Genomic DNA, 17366 nt, shown 5'->3' with positions numbered 1-17366 from the left:
ACTACCGTGCGCCGCCATGGAGTCCAAGAGGCGCACGGTCGCGGAACTCGTAGCCGAGCGGTGGGGCGACCACCGCCCAGGCCTGTGGTGCGAGGACCTGGTCCTCACCCATCACGAGGTGGCCGCCGGTGCCGCGGCCCGTGCGGCCCTGCTGGCCGACCTGCTGCCGCCCGGCGCCGAGCCGCACGTGGGCGTACTGCTCGACAACACCCCTGAATATCCCCTGTGGCTGGGCGCCGCGGCACTGGCGGGAGCGGCGGTCGCCGGGATCAATCCCACCCGCCGGGGCCCGGAGCTGGCCCGCGACATCCTGCACACCGAGTGCCGGACCGTCATCACCGAGCGCACCCACCTCCCGCTCCTCACCGGCCTCGAACTCCCCGGCGTGAGGCTGCTGTTGACCGACAGCGAGGAGTACGACGACCTGCTCGCGTCGTATACGGACGCCGAGCCGGACGCCTCCCGGGCCGCCCCCGACGACCGTCTGCTCCTCTACTTCACCTCGGGCTCGACGGGCGCCCCCAAGGCCGCGATCTGCAGCCAGGGCCGGCTGGCCGCCGCGGGCGCGTCCCTCGTCGGACAGTTCGGGGTGCGCCGCGACGACGTGCACTACATCTGCATGCCGATGTTCCACGGCAACGCGGTGATCGCCGACTGGGCGCCCGCGCTGGCGGCAGGTGCGGGCGTGGCGCTGCGGCGGCGCTTCTCGGCCTCGCGGTTCCTGGCGGAGGTACGGCAGTACGGGGCGACGTACTTCACGTATGTGGGGCGGGCCGTGCAGTACATCCTGGCCACCGGGGAGCGCGACGACGACCGGGACAATCCCCTCCGGCTCGGCTTCGGCACGGAGGCGGGCGCGGTGGACGCGGCGGCCTTCGAGCGGCGGTTCGGGGTGCGGCTGGTGGAGGGGTACGGGTCGTCGGAGGGCGGGGCGGCCGTGCAGTGGTCGCCGGGGACGCCGACCGGGGCGGTGGGGCGGGCGGCGCCCGGTCTCGTCGTACTCGATCCGGAGACTCGTCAGGAGTGCCCGCCCGCTGTCTTCGACTCGGCGGGGCGGCTGCTCAACGGGGACGAGGCCATAGGGGAGCTGGTGAACCAGGGGTCCAACCCCTTCGAGGGCTACTGGCGCAACCCCGCGGCGGAGGCCGAGCGGCGGCACGACGGCTGGTACTGGACCGGCGACCTCTTCTACCGGGACGCCGATCGCTACCTCTACTTCGCCGGCCGCACCGACGACCGCCTCCGCGTCGACAGCGAGAACCTGGCCGCCGCGATGATCGAGAACATCCTCGCCCGGTACGAGGGCGCAGACGCCGTCGCCGTGTACGCCGTGCCCGATCCGGTGACCGGGGACCAGGTGATGGCGACGCTCGCGGGACGGTTCGACGCGGCGGACTTCGCGGACTTCCTGGCCGCCCAGCCCGACCTCGGGACGAAGATGGCGCCCCGGTTCGTACGGGTGGTGGAGCGGATGCCGGTCACGGCGACGAACAAGATCCACCGGGCGCGGCTCAGGAAGGAGGGGCTCCGGTGCGCCGATCCGGTGTGGTGGCGGCCGCCGGGCGAGGGGACGTACCGGAGGCTGACCTCGGAACACGTCGAAGGGCCCCTCGCTCCCACGAGAGGCCCTTCAGAGGTGCGCCGCCAGGGACTCGAACCCCGGACCCGCTGATGCTGCATCCTCTGGGGGCTGTGTTGATATGCGGCTACCGCCGCGCGGCCCCCAGACCCCCAGCCGCCCTTGCGGTGCCCGGAAAATCTCGAAGGGCCCCTCGCTCCCACGAGAGGCCCTTCAGAAGTGCGCCGCCAGGGACTCGAACCCCGGACCCGCTGATTAAGAGTCAGCTGCTCTAACCAACTGAGCTAGCGGCGCATGACTCTCGCCGACCACTTGGTGCGTTCCTCGTGGGCGGCGACGAAGAAAATAGTACCTGGTCCGGAAGGGTGCTTCTGACCACCGGCCGGTGTACTCCGGCTGGCGTGCTCTAGATCGCCAGGGACAGCAGTACGGGCGCCGCGTTCCGGTTCAGGGTGTCCGCGGCCTGGCGGAGGCGGTGGGCGTCCTCGACGGGGAGGGAGAGGGCCAGGCAGCCGACCGCGGAGCCGGCGCTGATCGGGACGGCCGCGCAGACCGTGCCGACCGCGTACTCCTGGAGGTCCAGGTGGGGCACGGTGGGCGGCTGGGACTCCAGGCGGGAGAGCAGGAGCCGGTCGCTGGTGATCGTGCGCGAGGTGAGGCGGGCCATCTTGTGGCGGGACAGATGGTCGCGCCGGCTGTTCTGGTCGAGCTGACCCAGGAGGCTCTTGCCGATCGCGGTCGCGTGCGCCGAGTACCGGAAGTCGACCCACTCGTTGACCACCGGGGTGGTCGGGCCGTCGGCGTACTGGGCGATCTTGACCTCGCCGTCGACGTACCGGCTCAGGTACACGGCCGCGCCCACCGAGTCGCGCAGCCGGTCCAGGGTGCGCTGGAGCTTGTCGCGCAGTGCCTGTTCGCGGCCCTGTGCGGAGCCGAGGCGGGTGAGGGCGTCGCCTGTGACGTAGGCCCCGTCGGTGATCTGCTCGACGTAGCCCTCGCGGCGCAGCATCCTCAGGAGCGTGGTCAGCCGCTCCGGGGTGAGGCCGGTGAGCCTGGCGAGCTCGGTGTCGGTGACTCCGGTGGTGTGCCGTGCCACGGTCTCCAGGACGCGCAGGGCGTCCTGGGCCGAGTGGTACGGCGCGGTCGGCTCGTGCTTCAGCGCCACGGTGGTCCCCCTGCGCTCGCTCTACAACTGGGCCGTATTGCGGACAGCGAATCTCTTCCACGATAACGGTCAAGCGGCTTGTTGTGAGCGGTTGTTGACGAGATTCCGACCCCGGTGCACGGCTCTCAGCAGGGGCGGAGGCACTCTGGCATATGCGCTCGTCATGCCCCGGAGCCCGGACCTCGGAGATTGAATCGTGTTCAACCCCTGAAGCGGCGACATCGCGCCGGAAATTTTCCCGGTCCGGGCCCGGGGCGGGACGGTCACCTGCTGTGGGAGCTTCTTCCCGGGCAGATCAGGTCGTGGTGAAGGTTGGCGACGACTGCCGCCTCGAGCCGGGTGCGCAGCCCCAGCTTCTCGATGATGTGCGCGACATGGGCCTTGACCGTCCGCTCCGCGATGCCCAGCTGGCGGGCGAGGAGACGGTTGGGCAGCCCGCCCCCGAGGAGGACCAGGACCTGTCGCTCGCGGTCCGTCAGCTCATTCACCGCCGGTTCGGTCTCAACCGGCTGGAATGCGAGCCGACAGGGGCAGTGTGGATCTCCGGGCTCATGCGGTGTGTTGTGGCAGTGGTATTGCGTTGCATTCTTGATCGGCACGGTGATGGCTACCTTCCCCGTTTTCCTTCACCTTCGCTCAACACTCTAGGGCAGTGTCTTCGCGTTCGCGATCAATTGACGAGATCCATAGGCAAGTGAAAGGAACTGAGGTTCATTTGAGGAAGGCGGGATATTTGCCGTCAGCTCAGGCCTTGACGCAGACCTTCGCCTCACTGCGCACCGGGTTGGTCTCGTCGAGGGGAGAGTTGACGTAGCCGAAGGCACAGATGGTCTGCTTGCCCCTGGGGTTCGTCTCCTTCACGGCCTGGGTGTAGACCTTCTTGCCGGTGCCGCGCGCGGTGGTGTGCTTGATGTGGTTGTTGTTGATGCTGATGCCCACGACAACGACCTGGGACATCCTCACCGTGCACTCGCCCGAGGCCGCGCCGTTGGCGGTCCCGCCTGCGCTGACGGCGACGTAGACACGGCACTTGTAGCGGGCCGGGCCGGTCGCGACCCACTTCCCGTACTTGTCCTTCCCGACCACGGCGGTCGCACCGGAATGCGCGGTGTGGGCGGACGGTGCGGCGGTGGCGGCCGGGCTCGCCGTACCCAGCAGGGCGAGGGACGCGGCGGCGGCCAGGCCTGCGGCTGCGATGCGGCCCACGGAAGTGCGGCGAGGGGTGGTCGATGGCATGGGGGGATACCTCCAGTAACCGAAACCGGTGGATTCGTTGAAATGAATTCTTCAACTGCCGGTTCCGGGCCGCCATTGGGACTTGGGGAGGTGTCCAGAAGTGCAATGCCCTCATGGGCAGTCGTGTGAAGGGAGAGTTTCGCTCCCTTCACACGACTGCCCCGGGCCGGTTACAGAACCGCGCTCAGGAATTGCCGAGTGCGCTCGTGGTCGGGCTCGGTGAATATCTTCTGGGGCGAACCGGACTCGATTACCCGGCCCGCGTCGAACATGAGGACATCGTCGGAAATGTCCCGCGCGAAGTTCATTTCGTGGGTGACGCAGAGCATCGTGATGTCCGTCGTGTGCGCGATGTCGCGCAGCACGTCCAGCACCCCGGCCACCAGCTCGGGGTCGAGCGCGGAGGTGACCTCGTCGAGCAGGAGCACCTGGGGGCGCATGGCGAGGGCGCGGGCGATGGCGACGCGCTGCTGCTGGCCGCCGGAGAGCTGGGTCGGGTACTTGTCCGCGTGCTCGGTCAGATCGACCAGGTCGAGCAGCTCGCGGGCCCGCTCCTCGGCCTCGTCCTTGGACAGGCCGAGGACATGCACCGGGGCTTCGGTGATGTTCCGCATGACCTTCATGTTGGGGAACAGGTTGAACTGCTGGAACACCATGCCGATGTTCTTGCGCACCTCACGGACGTGCTTCTCGCCGGCCGGGACGAGCCCGTCGCCCCGCTCCTCGTGCGTGAGGTACTCGCCGCCGACCTTGATGGTGCCCTCGTCGGGCTTCGTCAGGGTCATCAGCAGCCGCAGGATCGTGGTCTTGCCCGATCCGGACGGTCCGATCAGCGTGACGTGCTTGCCGGAGGAGACGGTGAAGTCCAGGGAATCGAGGACGGTGTTGGCGCCGAAGCGCTTGGTGACCTTGTCGAAGCGGATCAGCTCGCTGCCGTCCACCGCGGGATTGGCCGTTTCTTTCGAGAGGCTGCTGTCAGCGGACAAGGCGACGCTCCAGGACTCGCAGGAGAAGGGACGCAGGGTAGGAGATGACGATGAAGGCGATGCCGACGATCGTGATGGGCTCGACCGTGTGGAAGGTCTGGGCTGAGAACTGCCGGGCCTCGCCCAGCATCTCCAGCACACCGATCACGAAGATCATCGGCGTGTCCTTGAGCATCGCGACGACGTAGTTGCCCAGTGCCGGTACGACGCGCCTGATCGCCTGCGGCAGGATCACCGCGAACCAGGTGCGGGCGCGGGGCAGGTTGAGCGCCGTGGCCGCCTCCCACTGGCCCACGGGCACACCGTCGATGCCGGCGCGATACACCTCGGCGGTGTACGTCGAGTAGTGCAGGCCCAGGCCGACCACGCCGGTGGTGAGCGCCGAGAGCGTGAGCCCCCATTCGGGCAGGACATAGAAGAGGAAGAACAGCTGCACCAGCAGCGGGGTGTTCCGTACGAACTCGGTAACCGCCAGCACCGGCCAGCGCACCGCGGCGTGTTCCGACCGCTGCATCATGGCCCACACCAGGCCGAGGGCGAAGGCGAGCACAGCGCCGAGCGCCAGTGCCTCGAGGGTGACCAGCAGACCGTGCCAGAACATCGGCATGAAGTCGCCGACCGCGTTCCAGTCCCACTTCACTGGACACCACCTCCGCCGGGAGTCGCGCCCGAGCGCGCGAAGTCGTTCACCTGGCTGCCGGTCATCCGGGTCCGCAGACCCTCGCGCTTCTGCGGAGCCTGGCCGATGCCGGCCTTGGCGTGCCGCTCCACGACGCGCATGCCGCGGGTGAGGAAGAACGCCAGCACGAAGTACATGACGAGGATGATCGTGTAGACGGGTGCGCTCTGGCCGGTGGCGTTGCGCACCAGTGAGGCGCCGAAGGTGATGTCGCCGACGCCCATGATCGAGACCAGGGCACTGCCCTTGAGCATCTCGATGAGCAGGTTGTTGAACGGCGGGACCATCCCCGGCCAGGCCTGCGGCAGGATGATCTTGCGCAGCTGCTGGGCGGGGCTGAAGCTGAGCGCGATGCCCGCTTCACGCTGGGCCGGTGCCACCGCTTTGACGGCGCCTCGTACGACCTCCGAGCCGTACGCGCCGTAGCTCAGGCCCAGGGCCAGTACCGCGGCCCACATCGGGACCAGCTGCCAGCCGAAGCCGATCGGCAGCACGAAGAAGATCCAGAACATCAGGATCAGCGCGGAGGTGCCGCGGAAGATCTCGAAGTACGCGCCGGAGAGGAAGCGCACGATCCACAGTCGATGGGTGCGCGCCAGGCCGATGACGAAGGCCACCGCGGCGGCGAGTGCGGCGCTGTAGACGGTGAGTTGGACGGTGGTCCATATGCCGTTGAGGAGCAGTTTCCACAAACCCCAGCTGATTTCGCTCATGGCTTGCACTTCTCCTTGGCGGTGATGGTCGTCATCTGGTCCTTCGTGAATCCGAAGGGCCGCATGACCTCAAGGAGTTCACCGCTCCGCTTCATCTTGTGCAGCTCGCGGTTGAAAGCATCCCTGAGATGGGTCTCCGGACTGCGGAATGCGAAGGCGCCGACGTCGATGACCGGCTTTCCCTTCACATACGGCGTGACTTCCGGTGTGCCCTCCGCCTTCTGGGACTTGCTCTGGTTCACGACATTGCGCACGGTGACCGCCGTGCCGACGAAGACATCGACGCGGCCCTGCTCGACCGCCAGGAGGCCGGCCAGCTGGTCGGGCAGGGTCGTGATGTGCTTGACCCCGGCTTCCTTGGCGTAGTCGATCTCCGCGTAGCCGAGGCCGGTGGCCATCCTGGCGCCGGTTCTGGCGATGTCCTTGTAAGTGCGGAGGTTCTTCGGGTTTCCCTTCGGCACGATGAAGGAATCGAGCATCTGGTATTCAGGGTCGGCGAAGATGACCTGACCGCAGCGCTCCGGAGTGATGTACATGCCGGCCGCAACGCAGTCGAACTGAAGGGAATTCAGGCCGGTGATCAGCGAGCCGAATTCGGTCGCGAACGGCTCTACGCTGTCGACCCCGAGCCGCTTGAAGATGCGCTCGGCGACGGCCGGCGCCTCGCCCGTCATCTTTCCGTCCTTGCCGATGTAGCCGAAGGGCTGTTCGCCCGCCAGGCCCAGCCGGACCACGCCTTTCGCCCGCAGTTGATCCAGCAGATGCCCGCCGTCGCCGGTGTCCGCCGTCGCCACCCTGCTGCATGCGCTCGTCGCGCCCATCGTGCCCACCGCGCCGAGCGCCGCTACCCCCGCGAGCAGCGAGCGGCGCCGGATGCCTCTTGTGTCGTTTCTTGTGTCGCTTCCTGAGTTCTTGCCCTGTGGTGGAGCCATGGGCGCGCGTCTACCCAGACCGATTGCACCTATGCCGTCTGTTTGCGGCCCCTGATGAGGATGGTGCACAAGATGGCAAAAGGGGCGTACCCGATGCCCTGGCGCAGGCATCGGGTACGTCGTCGGGCAGGGGTCACCGCTTCATGCCGCGGCTACCACTTCAGGCCGACGGAGGCGTTCTTCTGGTACGACGCGCTCAGCATCAGCTTGCCCTTCGGCATGTTCTTGCAGGTGAACGTCTTCGCGGGCCAGCGCTCGCGGATCTCTCCGCTGCACAGGATCCTGCCGTTCTGACGGAGGTCCCAGCCGTACTTGTACGGCTTGTTGCCTCCGGTGTTGTCGACCGTCACCTTCACGGTCCCCTTCTTGGGGTGAACCTTGGCGAGGACGCAGTTGGCCGGTCCGCCGCTGCACTTCTTGGTCGCCGTCGCGGCCTCGGCGGGGGTGACACCGAGGGCCGTTCCGGCGGCCACGGCGACGGCCAGGACTCCGAGCAGGGTCTTGCGGGGACGGCGTGCGGTCGTCGAGGTCATCGGGGCGCCTCCTGAGCGGGATGTGCTGATGCTTCACAAGAGGTCACGCGTGGCGTCCTCCTGCGCGGGCACCAAGAGTCTTGTGGCCCGGGCACCACCGCTGCCATTGACTCTTGGGGAGGTGACCGAACGTGCAACGGCGGCGGGGCGCGGCATACATGACTGAAAGCAGCTCCACAGGAGGGCACATGGCCGACCGTCACATCGAAGTCTCGCTGGTCAAGCGGGGCGTCCACTGCACGGCGAAGCTCCTCGACGAGCGCGCACCGCACACCTGCGCGGCGGTGTGGGACGCCCTTCCGCTGAGCGGCGACGTCTATCACGCCAAATACGCACGCAATGAGATCTACGCGCTCTTCCCGCCCTTCGCCGACCGGGAGCCACCCCTGGAGAACCCGACGGTCACGCCGATCCCCGGCGACCTCTGCTACTTCTCCTTCGCCGGCACGGAGCTGGGCACCAAGGCCTACGGCTACGACACCGACGTACGCCCCGGCACCACCGTCGTCGACCTCGCCCTCTTCTACGAGCGCAACAACCTGCTGCTCAACGGGGACGTGGGCTGGGTCCCGGGCATCGTCTGGGGCCAGGTGGTCGAGGGCCTCGACGCGATGGCCGAGGCCTGCAACGACCTGTGGCGGTCGGGGGCGGCGGGGGAGACGCTCAGCTTCCGGCGGGTGTGACGCCGCCCGCGACCCCCGCCTCGTACAGCGCATGCCCCGCCCGCAGCACCAAATCGTCCCGATGCCGCGCCCCCACCACCTGCAACCCGATCGGCAGACCGTCCCCATCGACCCCGACCGGGACGGTCGCCGCCGGCTGCTGGGTCATGTTGAAGGGGTACGTGAACGGGGTCCAGCCCGTCCAGCGCCGGTGACCGGAGCCCTTCGGCACCTCGGCGCCCGCCTCGAACGCCGTGATCGGCAGCGTCGGCGTGACCAGGAGGTCGTGGGACTCGTGGAAGCGGCCCATGCGGCGGCCGAGTTCCATGCGGACGTCCACCGCGGCGAGGTAGTCGAGCGCGGAGAGGCGGGCGCCGGTGCCGCAGATCTCCCTCAGGCCGGGGTCGAGCAACTTCCTTTGTTCGGAGCCGAGTTGCTGGGTCACCCGGGCCGCCCCGGAGAACCACAGGGCGTGGAAGGCGTCCACCGGGTCGGTGAAGTCGGGGTCGTCCTCGGTGACGTACGCGCCGAGTTCCGCCAGCCGCTCCACCGCCCGCCGCACCGCCGCAGCGACCGCGGGCTGCACGGCCACCTGGCCGCCGAGGGACGGCGAGTAGGCGATCCGCAGGCCCTTCACGCCGCCCGACAATCCGGCGGCGAACGACCCGGGCGCGGCGGGCAGCGCCGACCAGTCGCGGTGGTCCGGCACCCCGATCACGTCCAGGAGCAGCGCCGCGTCCGCCGCGTCCCGGGTCATCGGGCCGACGTGGGCCAGGGTGCCGAAGGCGCTCGCCGGGTAGAGGGGCACCCTGCCGTACGTCGGCTTCAGTGCGAAGATGCCGCAGAACGCCGCCGGGATACGGACGCTGCCGCCACCGTCCGTGCCCAGGGCCAGGGGGCCCGCGCCGAGCGCCACCGCGGCCGCCGCACCGCCGCTCGAACCGCCGGCGGTGCGGGTGGGATCGTACGGATTGCGCGTGACCCCCGACTGTGGCGAGTCCGTCACGCCCTTCCAGCCGAACTCCGGTGTCGTCGTCTTGCCGATGAACACCGCGCCGTGCTCGCGCAGCCGGGCGACGGAGGGCGCGTCCTCGTCCCAACTGCCCTTTTCCGAGATGGTGTTGGAGCCCTTCAGGGTCGGGGCGCCGCGCAGCAGGATGATGTCCTTCACCGTCGTCGGGACCCCGTCCACCAGGCCTTTCGGCTCACCGCGCCGCCATCGCTGCGTCGACTCCCGGGCCTGCGCGAGGGCCTCGTCGGCGAGCAGGCGCACGAAGGCGTTCACCTCGGGCTGGATCCGCTCGGCCCGTTCCAGTGCGGCCCGCGTGACCTCCTCCGGACTGAACTCGCCCTTGCGGTAGCCCTCGACGATTCGTACGGCGGTCAGCTCGGTGAGGTCGAGGTCCGTCATCTTCCCTCCATCGCTCGGCGGTTCAGCGTCCTGGTACGTACCCGCGTTTCTTGTCGACCACGTTCAGCAGGGGTTTGCCCGCCTCCCAGCGCTCGTACAACTCCACGAACTGAGTGCCGAGTTGATCGCGCCACCCGACCGTGTCGCCGCTCATGTGCGGGGACACGATCAGGCCCGGGGCCTCCCACAACGGGCTGTCGGGGGTGAGGGGTTCGTGCTCGAAGACGTCCAGGGCGGCGCCCGCGATCCACCGCTTGGCCAGCGCCTGAGCGAGCGCGTCCTCGACGACCAGACCGCCGCGCCCGATGTTGATGAAGCGGGCGGAGGGCTGCATCACGCCGAAGCGGCGCGCGTCGAACATGCCGTACGTCTGCTCGGTGAGCGGGGCGGCCGCGATCACCCAGTCGGCGCGGGCGATCAGCCGGTCGAGGTCGTCCGGGCCGTGAATGCCGGTGTGCGGGGTGCGGCCGACGAGGGCGGTGGTGATGTCGAGCGCCTTGAGCGTGCGGGCGATCGTACGGCCGATGGGCCCGGAACCGACCACGCACGCGCGCGTGCCCGCCACCCGCTGCGTCTCCCGGTGCCGCCAGGTCCGCTCCCGCTGCAGCTCCAAGGTCCGCGGCAGATCCTTGGCCATGGTCAGGACGAGGGCCGCGACGTACTCGGCGATCGGCTGGTCGAAGACGCCGCGCGCGTTGGTGACCAGCGTGTCGGACGCGGCGAGTTCCGGACACATCAGGTGATCCACGCCCGCGCTCGCCGTGTGCACCCAGCGCGGCCGCGGACCCTCGCCCGGCCAGGCGGAACGCACGGCCCGGGACGTGAAGTCCCAGACCAGCAGCACGTCCGCGTGCGGCAGCCGCTCGGCGAGGGTCGACTCGTCCGCGTGCTCGATCCGGGCGCGGCCGGTGAGTCTGCCGAGGCGGGGGAGCGGATCGGCGTCCAGGACGAGCAGGGTGGGGGTGGTCATGCGAAAGCCGTTTCTCGGGGTGGTGGCGGCCGTCTGACATGCGAGGTTTGACCACGCTCGCACCTGAACCTACCTTCGTCAACACGGGTGCGATGGGGGGTCCGTTGCTCCGCTGGTCTCTCACGGTGAGGCGGTGGTCGCCATGGGTTCCATGGACGTTTCATTCCTCGGCGGACCACTTCCCCAGCGGGGTGTGGGTGTGGTCGCCCCATTTGACTTCGCACTGGACCGCGAGCTGTGGCGCTGGGTCCCGGACGACGTTTCACTGCATCTGACGCGGACGCCGTTCGTGCCGGTCGAGGTGAGCCTCGACCTGGCCCGTCTGGTGAGCGAGCACGAGACGCTGGACGACGCGGTCCGCACCCTGACCGCGATCTCCCCCGAGGTCGTCGCCTACGCCTGCACCTCGGGCAGCTTCGTCGGCGGGATCGCCGGGGAGCGCGCGATGTGCGCGGCGATGACCCGGGCCGGCGCGATCCCCTCGGTCACCACCTCGGGCGCCCTGCTGGAGGCCCTCGCGGCGCTCGACGCCCGGCGGGTGGCACTGGTGACGCCGTACACGGTGTCGGTGACACGCGCGCTGGAGGAGTACGTCGCCGAGGCGGGCGTCGAGGTCACCGGCTGCGCGTACATGGGTCTGACCCGGCACATCTGGAAGGTCCCGTACCGCGATGTGGTCGCCATGGCCCACAGGGCGGTACGACGCTCGGCCGACGTCCTGTTCATCAGCTGCACCAACCTCCCGACCTACGACGTCATCCCGCAGCTGGAGGCCGAGCTGCGCATCCCGGTGATCTCGGCCAACCAGGTGACGATGTGGGCTGCGCTGTCCCGACTGGGTACCCGGGCGGTGGGGCCGTATCAGGCGCTGATCGATCCGGCGGCGCGCTCCGGCCCCGTACTGCCACAGCTCCCGGACGGTGAACAGCAGCAGGAAGGCAGGTCATGACGGCACTCGGATTCCTCTATCCCGGCCACTCCGCCGAGGACGAATACCCACGCATCGAGCAGCTTCTCGGCAGCGACATCCGCCTCGACGTCGTCCACACCGACATCGGCGAGGACGCACACCGGGTGGACGCGCTGCGGGAGATGGGCTCGGCCGAGCGGCTCGCGGCGGGGGTCGAGGAGCTGCGCATGGGAGGCGCCGAGTCGGTGGTGTGGGCGTGCACCAGCGGCAGTTTCGTCTACGGCTGGGAGGGCGCCCAGGAGCAGGTGCGCGCACTGGCCCGTGCGGCCGGGCTGCCGGCTTCGTCGACGTCCTTTGCCTTCGTGCACGCGCTGCAGGAGATCGGGGCGCGGCGGGTGGCGGTCGGTGCGACGTATCCCGACGACGTGGCCGGGCTCTTTGCCGACTTCCTTCGGTCGGGCGGTGCGGAGGTGACGTCCGTCCGCGGCGCCGGGATCATCACGGCGGCGGAGGTCGGCACGTGGGGGGAGGCGGAGGTGTTCCTGCTGGCGCGGGATGCGGATCGGGAGGACGCGGACGCACTGCTCCTGCCGGACACCGCCCTGCACACTGCTGCGCACATCCCAGCCCTGGAGAAGGAGCTGGGCAAGCCGGTGCTCACGGCCAACCAGGTCACGGTGTGGGAGGCGCTGCGGCTGGCGGACCGGAGGGTGAACGCGCCGAACCTGGGGGCGCTGTTCACGAGGGAGCCGATCGTCCAGGTCTGATTTTTCCTCGCCCCCGCCGCCCCGTCCCGTCCCCCGGGGCTCCGCCCCCGGACCCCCGCTCCTCAAACGCCGGAGGGGCTGGATTTGCCGCACTCGGGGGTCCGGGGGCGGAGCCCCTCGGGAATAAAGCGGAGAGTGCCTCCTGTTAGCGCCGGATGGACCACGCACACGGCGAAACCGACGGAGGCAACACGTGACGGCAGACGAGATCCGGGGCACCGCACAGGGCACCGCCCCCGTACCCCTCTCCGTACTGGACCTGGTGACCGTCGGCGCGGGCCGCACCGCCACCGACGCCCTGCGCACCAGCGTCGCCCTGTCCCGTCTCGCGGAGTCCCGCGGCTTCCACCGGTACTGGGTCGCCGAGCACCACTCCATGCCGGGCGTCGCCTCCTCGTCCCCCGCCGTGATCCTCGCCCACCTCGCCGCCCACACCGACCGCATCCGGCTCGGTTCCGGCGGTGTCATGCTGCCCAACCACGCGCCGCTCGTCATCGCCGAGCAGTTCGGCACGCTGGAGGCCATGGCCCCGGGCCGCATCGACCTGGGCCTCGGCCGCGCGCCCGGCACGGACGGCGCCACCGCCGCCGCCCTGCGCCGCACCGACCGCCTGAACGAGGGCGCCGACGACTTCCCCGAGCAGCTCGCCGAACTCACCCGCTTCCTGGACGACGACTTCCCGGACGGCCACCGCTACCGCCGTATCCACGCCGTACCCGGCCCGATCCAGTCGACCTCCCCCGGCGGTGTCCAGTCCCCGCACCGCCCGCCGATCTGGCTGCTCGGCTCCTCCGGCTTCAGCGCCCGGCTGGCCGGCGTCCTCGGCCTGCCCTTCGCCTTCGCGCACCACTTCTCCGCGCAGAACACCGTCCCGGCCCTGGACCTGTACCGCGAGTCCTTCCGGCCGAGCGAGGTTCTCGACGCCCCCTACGCCCTCATCGGCGTCTCCGCCCTCGCCACGGACGACGAGAAGGAGGCCCGCCGTCAGGTCCTGGCCGCCGCGCTCAACATGGTCCGCCTGCGCACCGGCCGCCCCGGCCTCGTCCCGACCCCCGAAGAGGCCGAGGCCTACGAATTCAGCCCGATGGAACGGGAGTTCGTCGACTCCTGGAACTCCAATGTCATCCACGGCACCCCGGACGAGGTCCGCACCGGCCTCGACGACCTCCAGAAGCGCACCGGCGCCGACGAACTGATGATCACGGGCAACGCCCACAGCGGCGATGTGCGGCTGCGCTCATACGAACTGATCGCGGAGGCCTACGGGTTGCCGACCGCCTGATCCTCGGCGCGTGCGCTCTGTTCCTCGTCGGGCCCGAGCAGTTCGGAGATGCGAGCCGGCGACACCGGCCGTGAATACAGCCACCCCTGGCCGGTGTCGCAGCCGATGCGGCGCAGGCGGGTTGCCTGTGCCGACGTCTCCACGCACTCCGCGGTGACCGTCAGGCCCAGGCGGTGGGCGAGTTGGATCATCGCCTCGACCACGACCTCGTCGGCCGGGTTCGGCGGGACGGCCCCGTCCTTGTCGCTCTCGTACTGGAAGCCCCGTACGAACGAGCCGTCCAGCTTCAGCACCGACACCGGCAGCCGGCTGAGGTACGCCAGGTTCGAGTAGCCCGTGCCGAAGTCGTCGATCGCGATGCCGACGCCCATGTCGCTGAGGGCCTGCAGGGCTTGCAGGGGGCGGCCCGCCGAGCCCATCACCGCGGACTCCGTGAGCTCCAGCTGGAGCAGATGGGGCGCGAGCCCGGTCTCGGCGAGGGTCTCGGCCACATCGGCGACCAGTTCCGAGTCCCAGACCTGACGCACCGCCACATTGACGCTCACGAACAGCGGCGGCTCGTCCGGGTGGTCCAACTGCCAGCGGCGCGCCTGGCGGCAGGCCGTGCGCAGGACCCAGCGGCCCAGCGGCACGATCGAGCCGTCCTCCTCCGCCAATCCGATGAACCGATTCGGCGTCAGCATGCCGAACTGCGGGTGATTCCAGCGGACCAGGGCTTCGACGCCGCGCAGGCGCCCGTCCTCCATGCCCACCAACGGCTGGTATTCGAGGACGAATTCATCGCGTTCGATGGCGGGGCGGAGTGTGGAGGCGAGGGCCTGGCGGGTCATGCGGTGGGCGTTGCGCTCCGGGTCGAAGAGCGTCCAACGGGCCTTTCCGTCGGCCTTCGCCCAGTAGAGCGTGGTGTCGGCCGCCTGCATCAGGGCGGTGGGAGTGGTGTCGGCCGCGCGCCGCTCCACCACGCCGATCGACGCCGACACCGACACCCGCTGACCGGCGAGGTCGAACGGCGCCTGGACCGCCTCCAGCACCGCCTCGGCCAGATCGGCGAGTTGCTCGGTGCCCGTCGAGTCCTCCACCAGCAGGGCGAACTCGTCGCCGCCGAGTCTTGCCACCAGCGGGGCGCTCGTTCTGGCGTAACCCGCCTCGTCGGCGCAGCGCGTGAGGCGTTCGGCCACGGCGGCCAGCAGCCGGTCGCCGACGCGATGGCCGAGCGTGTCGTTGACGGCCTTGAAACCGTCCAGGTCGAGGTAGCACAGGCCGATCCGTCCGGTGCCGCTCTCGTCGTACGACTCCGCTTCCAGCGTGGCCGTCAGCCGCTCGAAGAACAGGGTGCGGTTGGGCAGCCGGGTCACCGGGTCGTGCATCTGCAAGTGCCGTAGCCGGCCCTGGAGTTCACGGTGGGCGCTGATGTCGGTGAGCGACATCAGGACGCCGTCGTCGTGGGCCGCCAGGGGCGAGACGGTGACCTGGACCCAGACCGACTGGCCGTCGGGGCTCTTCAGACGGCGCGTGCAGCGCAGCCTCGCCTCGCGGCCGCGCAGCACCTCGCGGTACGCGTGCCAGGTACGGGCGTCGGACGCCAGGTCCACCAGGTCGGCGGCGAGGCGGCCGGCCAACTCGTCGGCGGCGCTGCCGAACAGGGCGCCGAACCCGTCGTTGGCGCTGACCACCAGCCCCTCGCGGTCGACGACCGCCATGGCGAGCGGCGCAGCCGTGAAGGCCGAGTGGTACGCCGGTCGCTCCGTACGAGTCCTCAGCGACTCGGTACGAGGAGACGCATAGTTGTTACTCTCTGTTACGGCGCCCCGGTCGAGGTCTGCCGCGGGCGCCGGCCCTTCGGACGTTCCGCTCACCGCTCGCTCCCGCAGTGCACTCGATCTCTGTCCGTGCAGGAAAGTGTGCCGATCATAGAGGCAGACCCAAGGGCCTTCCACCCCATGCCCAGTGTCCCGGATCCGGCGGCACTTCTGACAGATCGTTTCTGCCCGCAGGTGGACGGGTTGTTGGGGCCCCCGACCGCTTGTGACGTTCCGTGAGCGTTTCGGGGGTGTCGACTCTGACAGGTCTTCCGGCCGCCTCACTCATCTGGGGCAGGCGAACAGGGCGTAATACGACAAACTGACACAGGCTGGGTGCGGTGTCCCGTGTACCGCCTCCGGAGGTCCCTGTGCCGCGTCAGTCCCCCCTCAAGGAATTCAGGGGTTCCCGACTGCGCAGCACCGCCGCCGTGTTCACCACCCTGTCGGCGCTCGCCGCGACCTCGCTGGTGACCGGACCGTCGATCGCCGAACCGTTCTCGGCGGTGCCGTGTGCGCTGCAGCGCACCGACGCCCATCACTCGGAAGGCCTCGACACCTGGAACGCCGCATATCCGCGGCCGACCCGCGCCTTGAAGTCGGTGATGGTCTTCCTGTCGTTCCCGGATGCCGTCCCGAGAACCACGCCCGCCCAGCTGACCGCCGACCACTTCCCGGCCACCAGCCGCTACTTCGAACGCTCCTCCTACGGCAGGTTCACCCTCCACCCGCATTCGCTGCGGCACTGGATCCGGATGCCGAAGCCGTCCACGGCGTACGCCATGAAGCGGGACTGGAGCGCCGAGCACCGGGCCGCGTACCTGCACGACGCACTCGCCGTCGCCGATCCGCAGGTCGACTTCTCCCGCTACGACGTCGTCTACTTCGTCGCCGACCCGGACGCGCCCGGTGTGGACTCGGACGCGACGAAGGTCGTCAACCTGGACACCCCGCTCAGAGCCGACGGCACGGACATCCGCCGGGTCGTCACGGTGTTCGAGAAGCATCCGCCGGACCGGCTCGTGCTGGCCCACGAGACCGGACACGTCTTCGACCTGCCGGATCTGTACCACCGGCCCGACGACGGCAAGGGCGACTGGGACACGTACGTCGGGGACTGGGATCTGATGGGCAGCCAGTTCGGGCTGGCTCCGGACCTGTTCGGCTGGCACAAGTGGAAGCTGGGGTGGCTGGCCCCGCGGCAGGTCGTGTGCGTGCGGGAGGCGGGCGTCACGCGGCTGACACTGGAGCCGCTGGGGGCCGGGCCGGGGATCCCGGTCAGGGGTGCGGCGGGCCCGCCGGCCTTCCGGCTCGGGCACGGCGTGAAGCTCGCGGTGGTGCGGACCGGTCCCGACACCGTGCTCGCCTTCGAGGCACGCGGGCCGGTCGGCAACGACGCGGCGGCCTGCCGGTCGGGGATCCTCGTGTACCGGGTGCGCGGCGGCGCCCAGTCCGGCGGCGGCCCGATCGAGGTGATCGACGCCCACCCGCACACGGAGGCGTGCTGGGAGAACTCCGTCTACCCGCCCCTCGCGGACGCCCCGGTCTCTCTGGGCGAGACCTTCACGGTGCCGGGCGAGGGGATCCGGGTGGAAGTGGAGGGGCGGATGGTTTCGGGGGCGTGGACGGTGAAGATCACGGCCGCCGGGTGACTTCTTCGGCCTGCGGCCACGGCAGCCGACGGTGAAGGGGGTGTGGGTGGCGAAGCCCCCACAGTGCGCGGCGCAGCCGCGCAAAAACAG

At 69.7% G+C, this 17366-nt stretch carries 17 protein-coding genes and 1 tRNA gene; 6 read left to right on the top strand and 12 right to left on the bottom strand.

Translation table 11 applies throughout. The features are described from left to right. The first annotated feature begins 16 nt into the window (after positions 1–16). Positions 17–1672 carry an AMP-binding protein gene (locus ACFY10_RS06660; RefSeq protein WP_390663928.1) on the top strand — a complete coding sequence of 552 codons (1656 nt, stop codon included), beginning with the start codon at positions 17–19 and terminating at the stop codon, positions 1670–1672. A gap of 127 nt (positions 1673–1799) precedes the next feature. On the opposite strand, the gene ACFY10_RS06655 is transcribed toward ACFY10_RS06660, so the two are convergent. The 9 genes from ACFY10_RS06655 to ACFY10_RS06615 form a co-directional block, all read right to left on the bottom strand. Beyond that, a tRNA-Lys gene (locus ACFY10_RS06655) sits at positions 1800–1873 on the bottom strand. Between the two features lie 112 nt (positions 1874–1985). Then, on the bottom strand, positions 1986–2744 hold the full coding sequence (locus tag ACFY10_RS06650; RefSeq protein ID WP_390663927.1) for an IclR family transcriptional regulator: 759 nt from the start codon (positions 2742–2744) through the stop codon (positions 1986–1988). Between the two features lie 263 nt (positions 2745–3007). Beyond that, positions 3008–3232 (bottom strand): LuxR C-terminal-related transcriptional regulator, encoded by a 225-nt coding sequence (locus ACFY10_RS06645; protein ID WP_390663926.1) that lies wholly within the window; start codon positions 3230–3232, stop codon positions 3008–3010. 256 nt (positions 3233–3488) lie between these two features. Next, on the bottom strand, positions 3489–3980 hold the full coding sequence (locus ACFY10_RS06640; protein WP_390663925.1) for a hypothetical protein: 492 nt from the start codon (positions 3978–3980) through the stop codon (positions 3489–3491). Positions 3981–4150: 170 nt separating this feature from the next. Beyond that, positions 4151–4921, bottom strand: a complete 771-nt coding sequence (gene ehuA, locus ACFY10_RS06635; protein ID WP_390664148.1) for an ectoine/hydroxyectoine ABC transporter ATP-binding protein EhuA — start codon at positions 4919–4921, stop codon at positions 4151–4153. Positions 4922–4955: 34 nt separating this feature from the next. After that, positions 4956–5606, bottom strand: a complete 651-nt coding sequence (ehuD, locus tag ACFY10_RS06630; RefSeq protein ID WP_390663924.1) for an ectoine/hydroxyectoine ABC transporter permease subunit EhuD — start codon at positions 5604–5606, stop codon at positions 4956–4958. Beyond that, positions 5603–6358: an ectoine/hydroxyectoine ABC transporter permease subunit EhuC gene (ehuC, locus tag ACFY10_RS06625; RefSeq protein ID WP_390663923.1), complete on the bottom strand. Its 756-nt coding sequence runs from the start codon at positions 6356–6358 to the stop codon at positions 5603–5605. The genes ehuD and ehuC overlap by 4 nt, the downstream gene beginning before the upstream one ends. Next, entirely contained in the window at positions 6355–7290 is a 936-nt protein-coding gene (gene ehuB / locus ACFY10_RS06620) for an ectoine/hydroxyectoine ABC transporter substrate-binding protein EhuB (protein ID WP_390664147.1), read from the bottom strand. The genes ehuC and ehuB overlap by 4 nt, the downstream gene beginning before the upstream one ends. Before the next feature lie 152 nt (positions 7291–7442). Further along, positions 7443–7823: a hypothetical protein gene (locus tag ACFY10_RS06615; protein WP_390663922.1), complete on the bottom strand. Its 381-nt coding sequence runs from the start codon at positions 7821–7823 to the stop codon at positions 7443–7445. 188 nt (positions 7824–8011) lie between these two features. Between ACFY10_RS06615 and ACFY10_RS06610 the strand changes: the two genes are divergently transcribed. After that, positions 8012–8506 (top strand): DUF3830 family protein, encoded by a 495-nt coding sequence (locus ACFY10_RS06610; RefSeq protein ID WP_390663921.1) that lies wholly within the window; start codon positions 8012–8014, stop codon positions 8504–8506. Here ACFY10_RS06610 and ACFY10_RS06605 read toward each other — a convergent pair. Continuing rightward, entirely contained in the window at positions 8487–9896 is a 1410-nt protein-coding gene (locus ACFY10_RS06605) for an amidase (RefSeq protein WP_390663920.1), read from the bottom strand. The two genes, ACFY10_RS06610 and ACFY10_RS06605, sit on opposite strands and share 20 nt — an antisense overlap. 22 nt (positions 9897–9918) lie before the next feature. Then, on the bottom strand, positions 9919–10866 hold the full coding sequence (locus ACFY10_RS06600) for a D-2-hydroxyacid dehydrogenase (RefSeq protein WP_390663919.1): 948 nt from the start codon (positions 10864–10866) through the stop codon (positions 9919–9921). A 151-nt stretch (positions 10867–11017) separates the two neighbouring features. Here ACFY10_RS06600 and ACFY10_RS06595 point away from each other — a divergent pair, with 151 nt between their 5' ends. From ACFY10_RS06595 to ACFY10_RS06585, 3 genes are all read left to right on the top strand, one after another. After that, positions 11018–11815 carry an aspartate/glutamate racemase family protein gene (locus ACFY10_RS06595; protein ID WP_390663918.1) on the top strand — a complete coding sequence of 266 codons (798 nt, stop codon included), beginning with the start codon at positions 11018–11020 and terminating at the stop codon, positions 11813–11815. Further along, complete coding sequence (locus tag ACFY10_RS06590; RefSeq protein WP_390663917.1) at positions 11812–12543, top strand: decarboxylase; 732 nt, start codon at positions 11812–11814, stop codon at positions 12541–12543. Before ACFY10_RS06595 ends, ACFY10_RS06590 begins: the two co-directional genes overlap by 4 nt. 193 nt (positions 12544–12736) lie before the next feature. Continuing rightward, positions 12737–13825: an LLM class flavin-dependent oxidoreductase gene (locus ACFY10_RS06585; RefSeq protein WP_390663916.1), complete on the top strand. Its 1089-nt coding sequence runs from the start codon at positions 12737–12739 to the stop codon at positions 13823–13825. On the opposite strand, the gene ACFY10_RS06580 is transcribed toward ACFY10_RS06585, so the two are convergent. Beyond that, positions 13804–15681 (bottom strand): putative bifunctional diguanylate cyclase/phosphodiesterase, encoded by a 1878-nt coding sequence (locus ACFY10_RS06580; RefSeq protein WP_390663915.1) that lies wholly within the window; start codon positions 15679–15681, stop codon positions 13804–13806. The two genes, ACFY10_RS06585 and ACFY10_RS06580, sit on opposite strands and share 22 nt — an antisense overlap. Positions 15682–15965: 284 nt before the next feature. On the opposite strand from ACFY10_RS06580, the gene ACFY10_RS06575 reads away from it, so the two are divergent. Continuing rightward, complete coding sequence (locus tag ACFY10_RS06575) at positions 15966–17276, top strand: M6 family metalloprotease domain-containing protein (RefSeq protein ID WP_390663914.1); 1311 nt, start codon at positions 15966–15968, stop codon at positions 17274–17276. Positions 17277–17366 lie beyond the last annotated feature (90 nt).

Source organism: Streptomyces sp. NPDC001401 (assembly GCF_042895385.1).
GTDB lineage: Bacteria > Actinomycetota > Actinomycetes > Streptomycetales > Streptomycetaceae > Streptomyces.
Note: the sequence above shows the minus strand (reverse complement) of the source record. Positions and strands in the feature narration are given on the sequence as shown.

What these genes read in the sequence shown, in the direction of transcription:
- ACFY10_RS06660 (WP_390663928.1), top strand. Translation starts at nt 17, where the DNA reads ATGGAGTCCAAGAGGCGCACGGTCGCGGAACTCGTAGCCGAGCGGTGG.
- ACFY10_RS06640 (WP_390663925.1), bottom strand. Translation starts at nt 3,980, where the DNA reads ATGCCATCGACCACCCCTCGCCGCACTTCCGTGGGCCGCATCGCAGCC.
- ehuC (WP_390663923.1), bottom strand. Translation starts at nt 6,358, where the DNA reads ATGAGCGAAATCAGCTGGGGTTTGTGGAAACTGCTCCTCAACGGCATA.
- ehuB (WP_390664147.1), bottom strand. Translation starts at nt 7,290, where the DNA reads ATGGCTCCACCACAGGGCAAGAACTCAGGAAGCGACACAAGAAACGAC.
- ACFY10_RS06615 (WP_390663922.1), bottom strand. Translation starts at nt 7,823, where the DNA reads ATGACCTCGACGACCGCACGCCGTCCCCGCAAGACCCTGCTCGGAGTC.
- ACFY10_RS06610 (WP_390663921.1), top strand. Translation starts at nt 8,012, where the DNA reads ATGGCCGACCGTCACATCGAAGTCTCGCTGGTCAAGCGGGGCGTCCAC.
- ACFY10_RS06605 (WP_390663920.1), bottom strand. Translation starts at nt 9,896, where the DNA reads ATGACGGACCTCGACCTCACCGAGCTGACCGCCGTACGAATCGTCGAG.
- ACFY10_RS06600 (WP_390663919.1), bottom strand. Translation starts at nt 10,866, where the DNA reads ATGACCACCCCCACCCTGCTCGTCCTGGACGCCGATCCGCTCCCCCGC.
- ACFY10_RS06595 (WP_390663918.1), top strand. Translation starts at nt 11,018, where the DNA reads ATGGACGTTTCATTCCTCGGCGGACCACTTCCCCAGCGGGGTGTGGGT.
- ACFY10_RS06590 (WP_390663917.1), top strand. Translation starts at nt 11,812, where the DNA reads ATGACGGCACTCGGATTCCTCTATCCCGGCCACTCCGCCGAGGACGAA.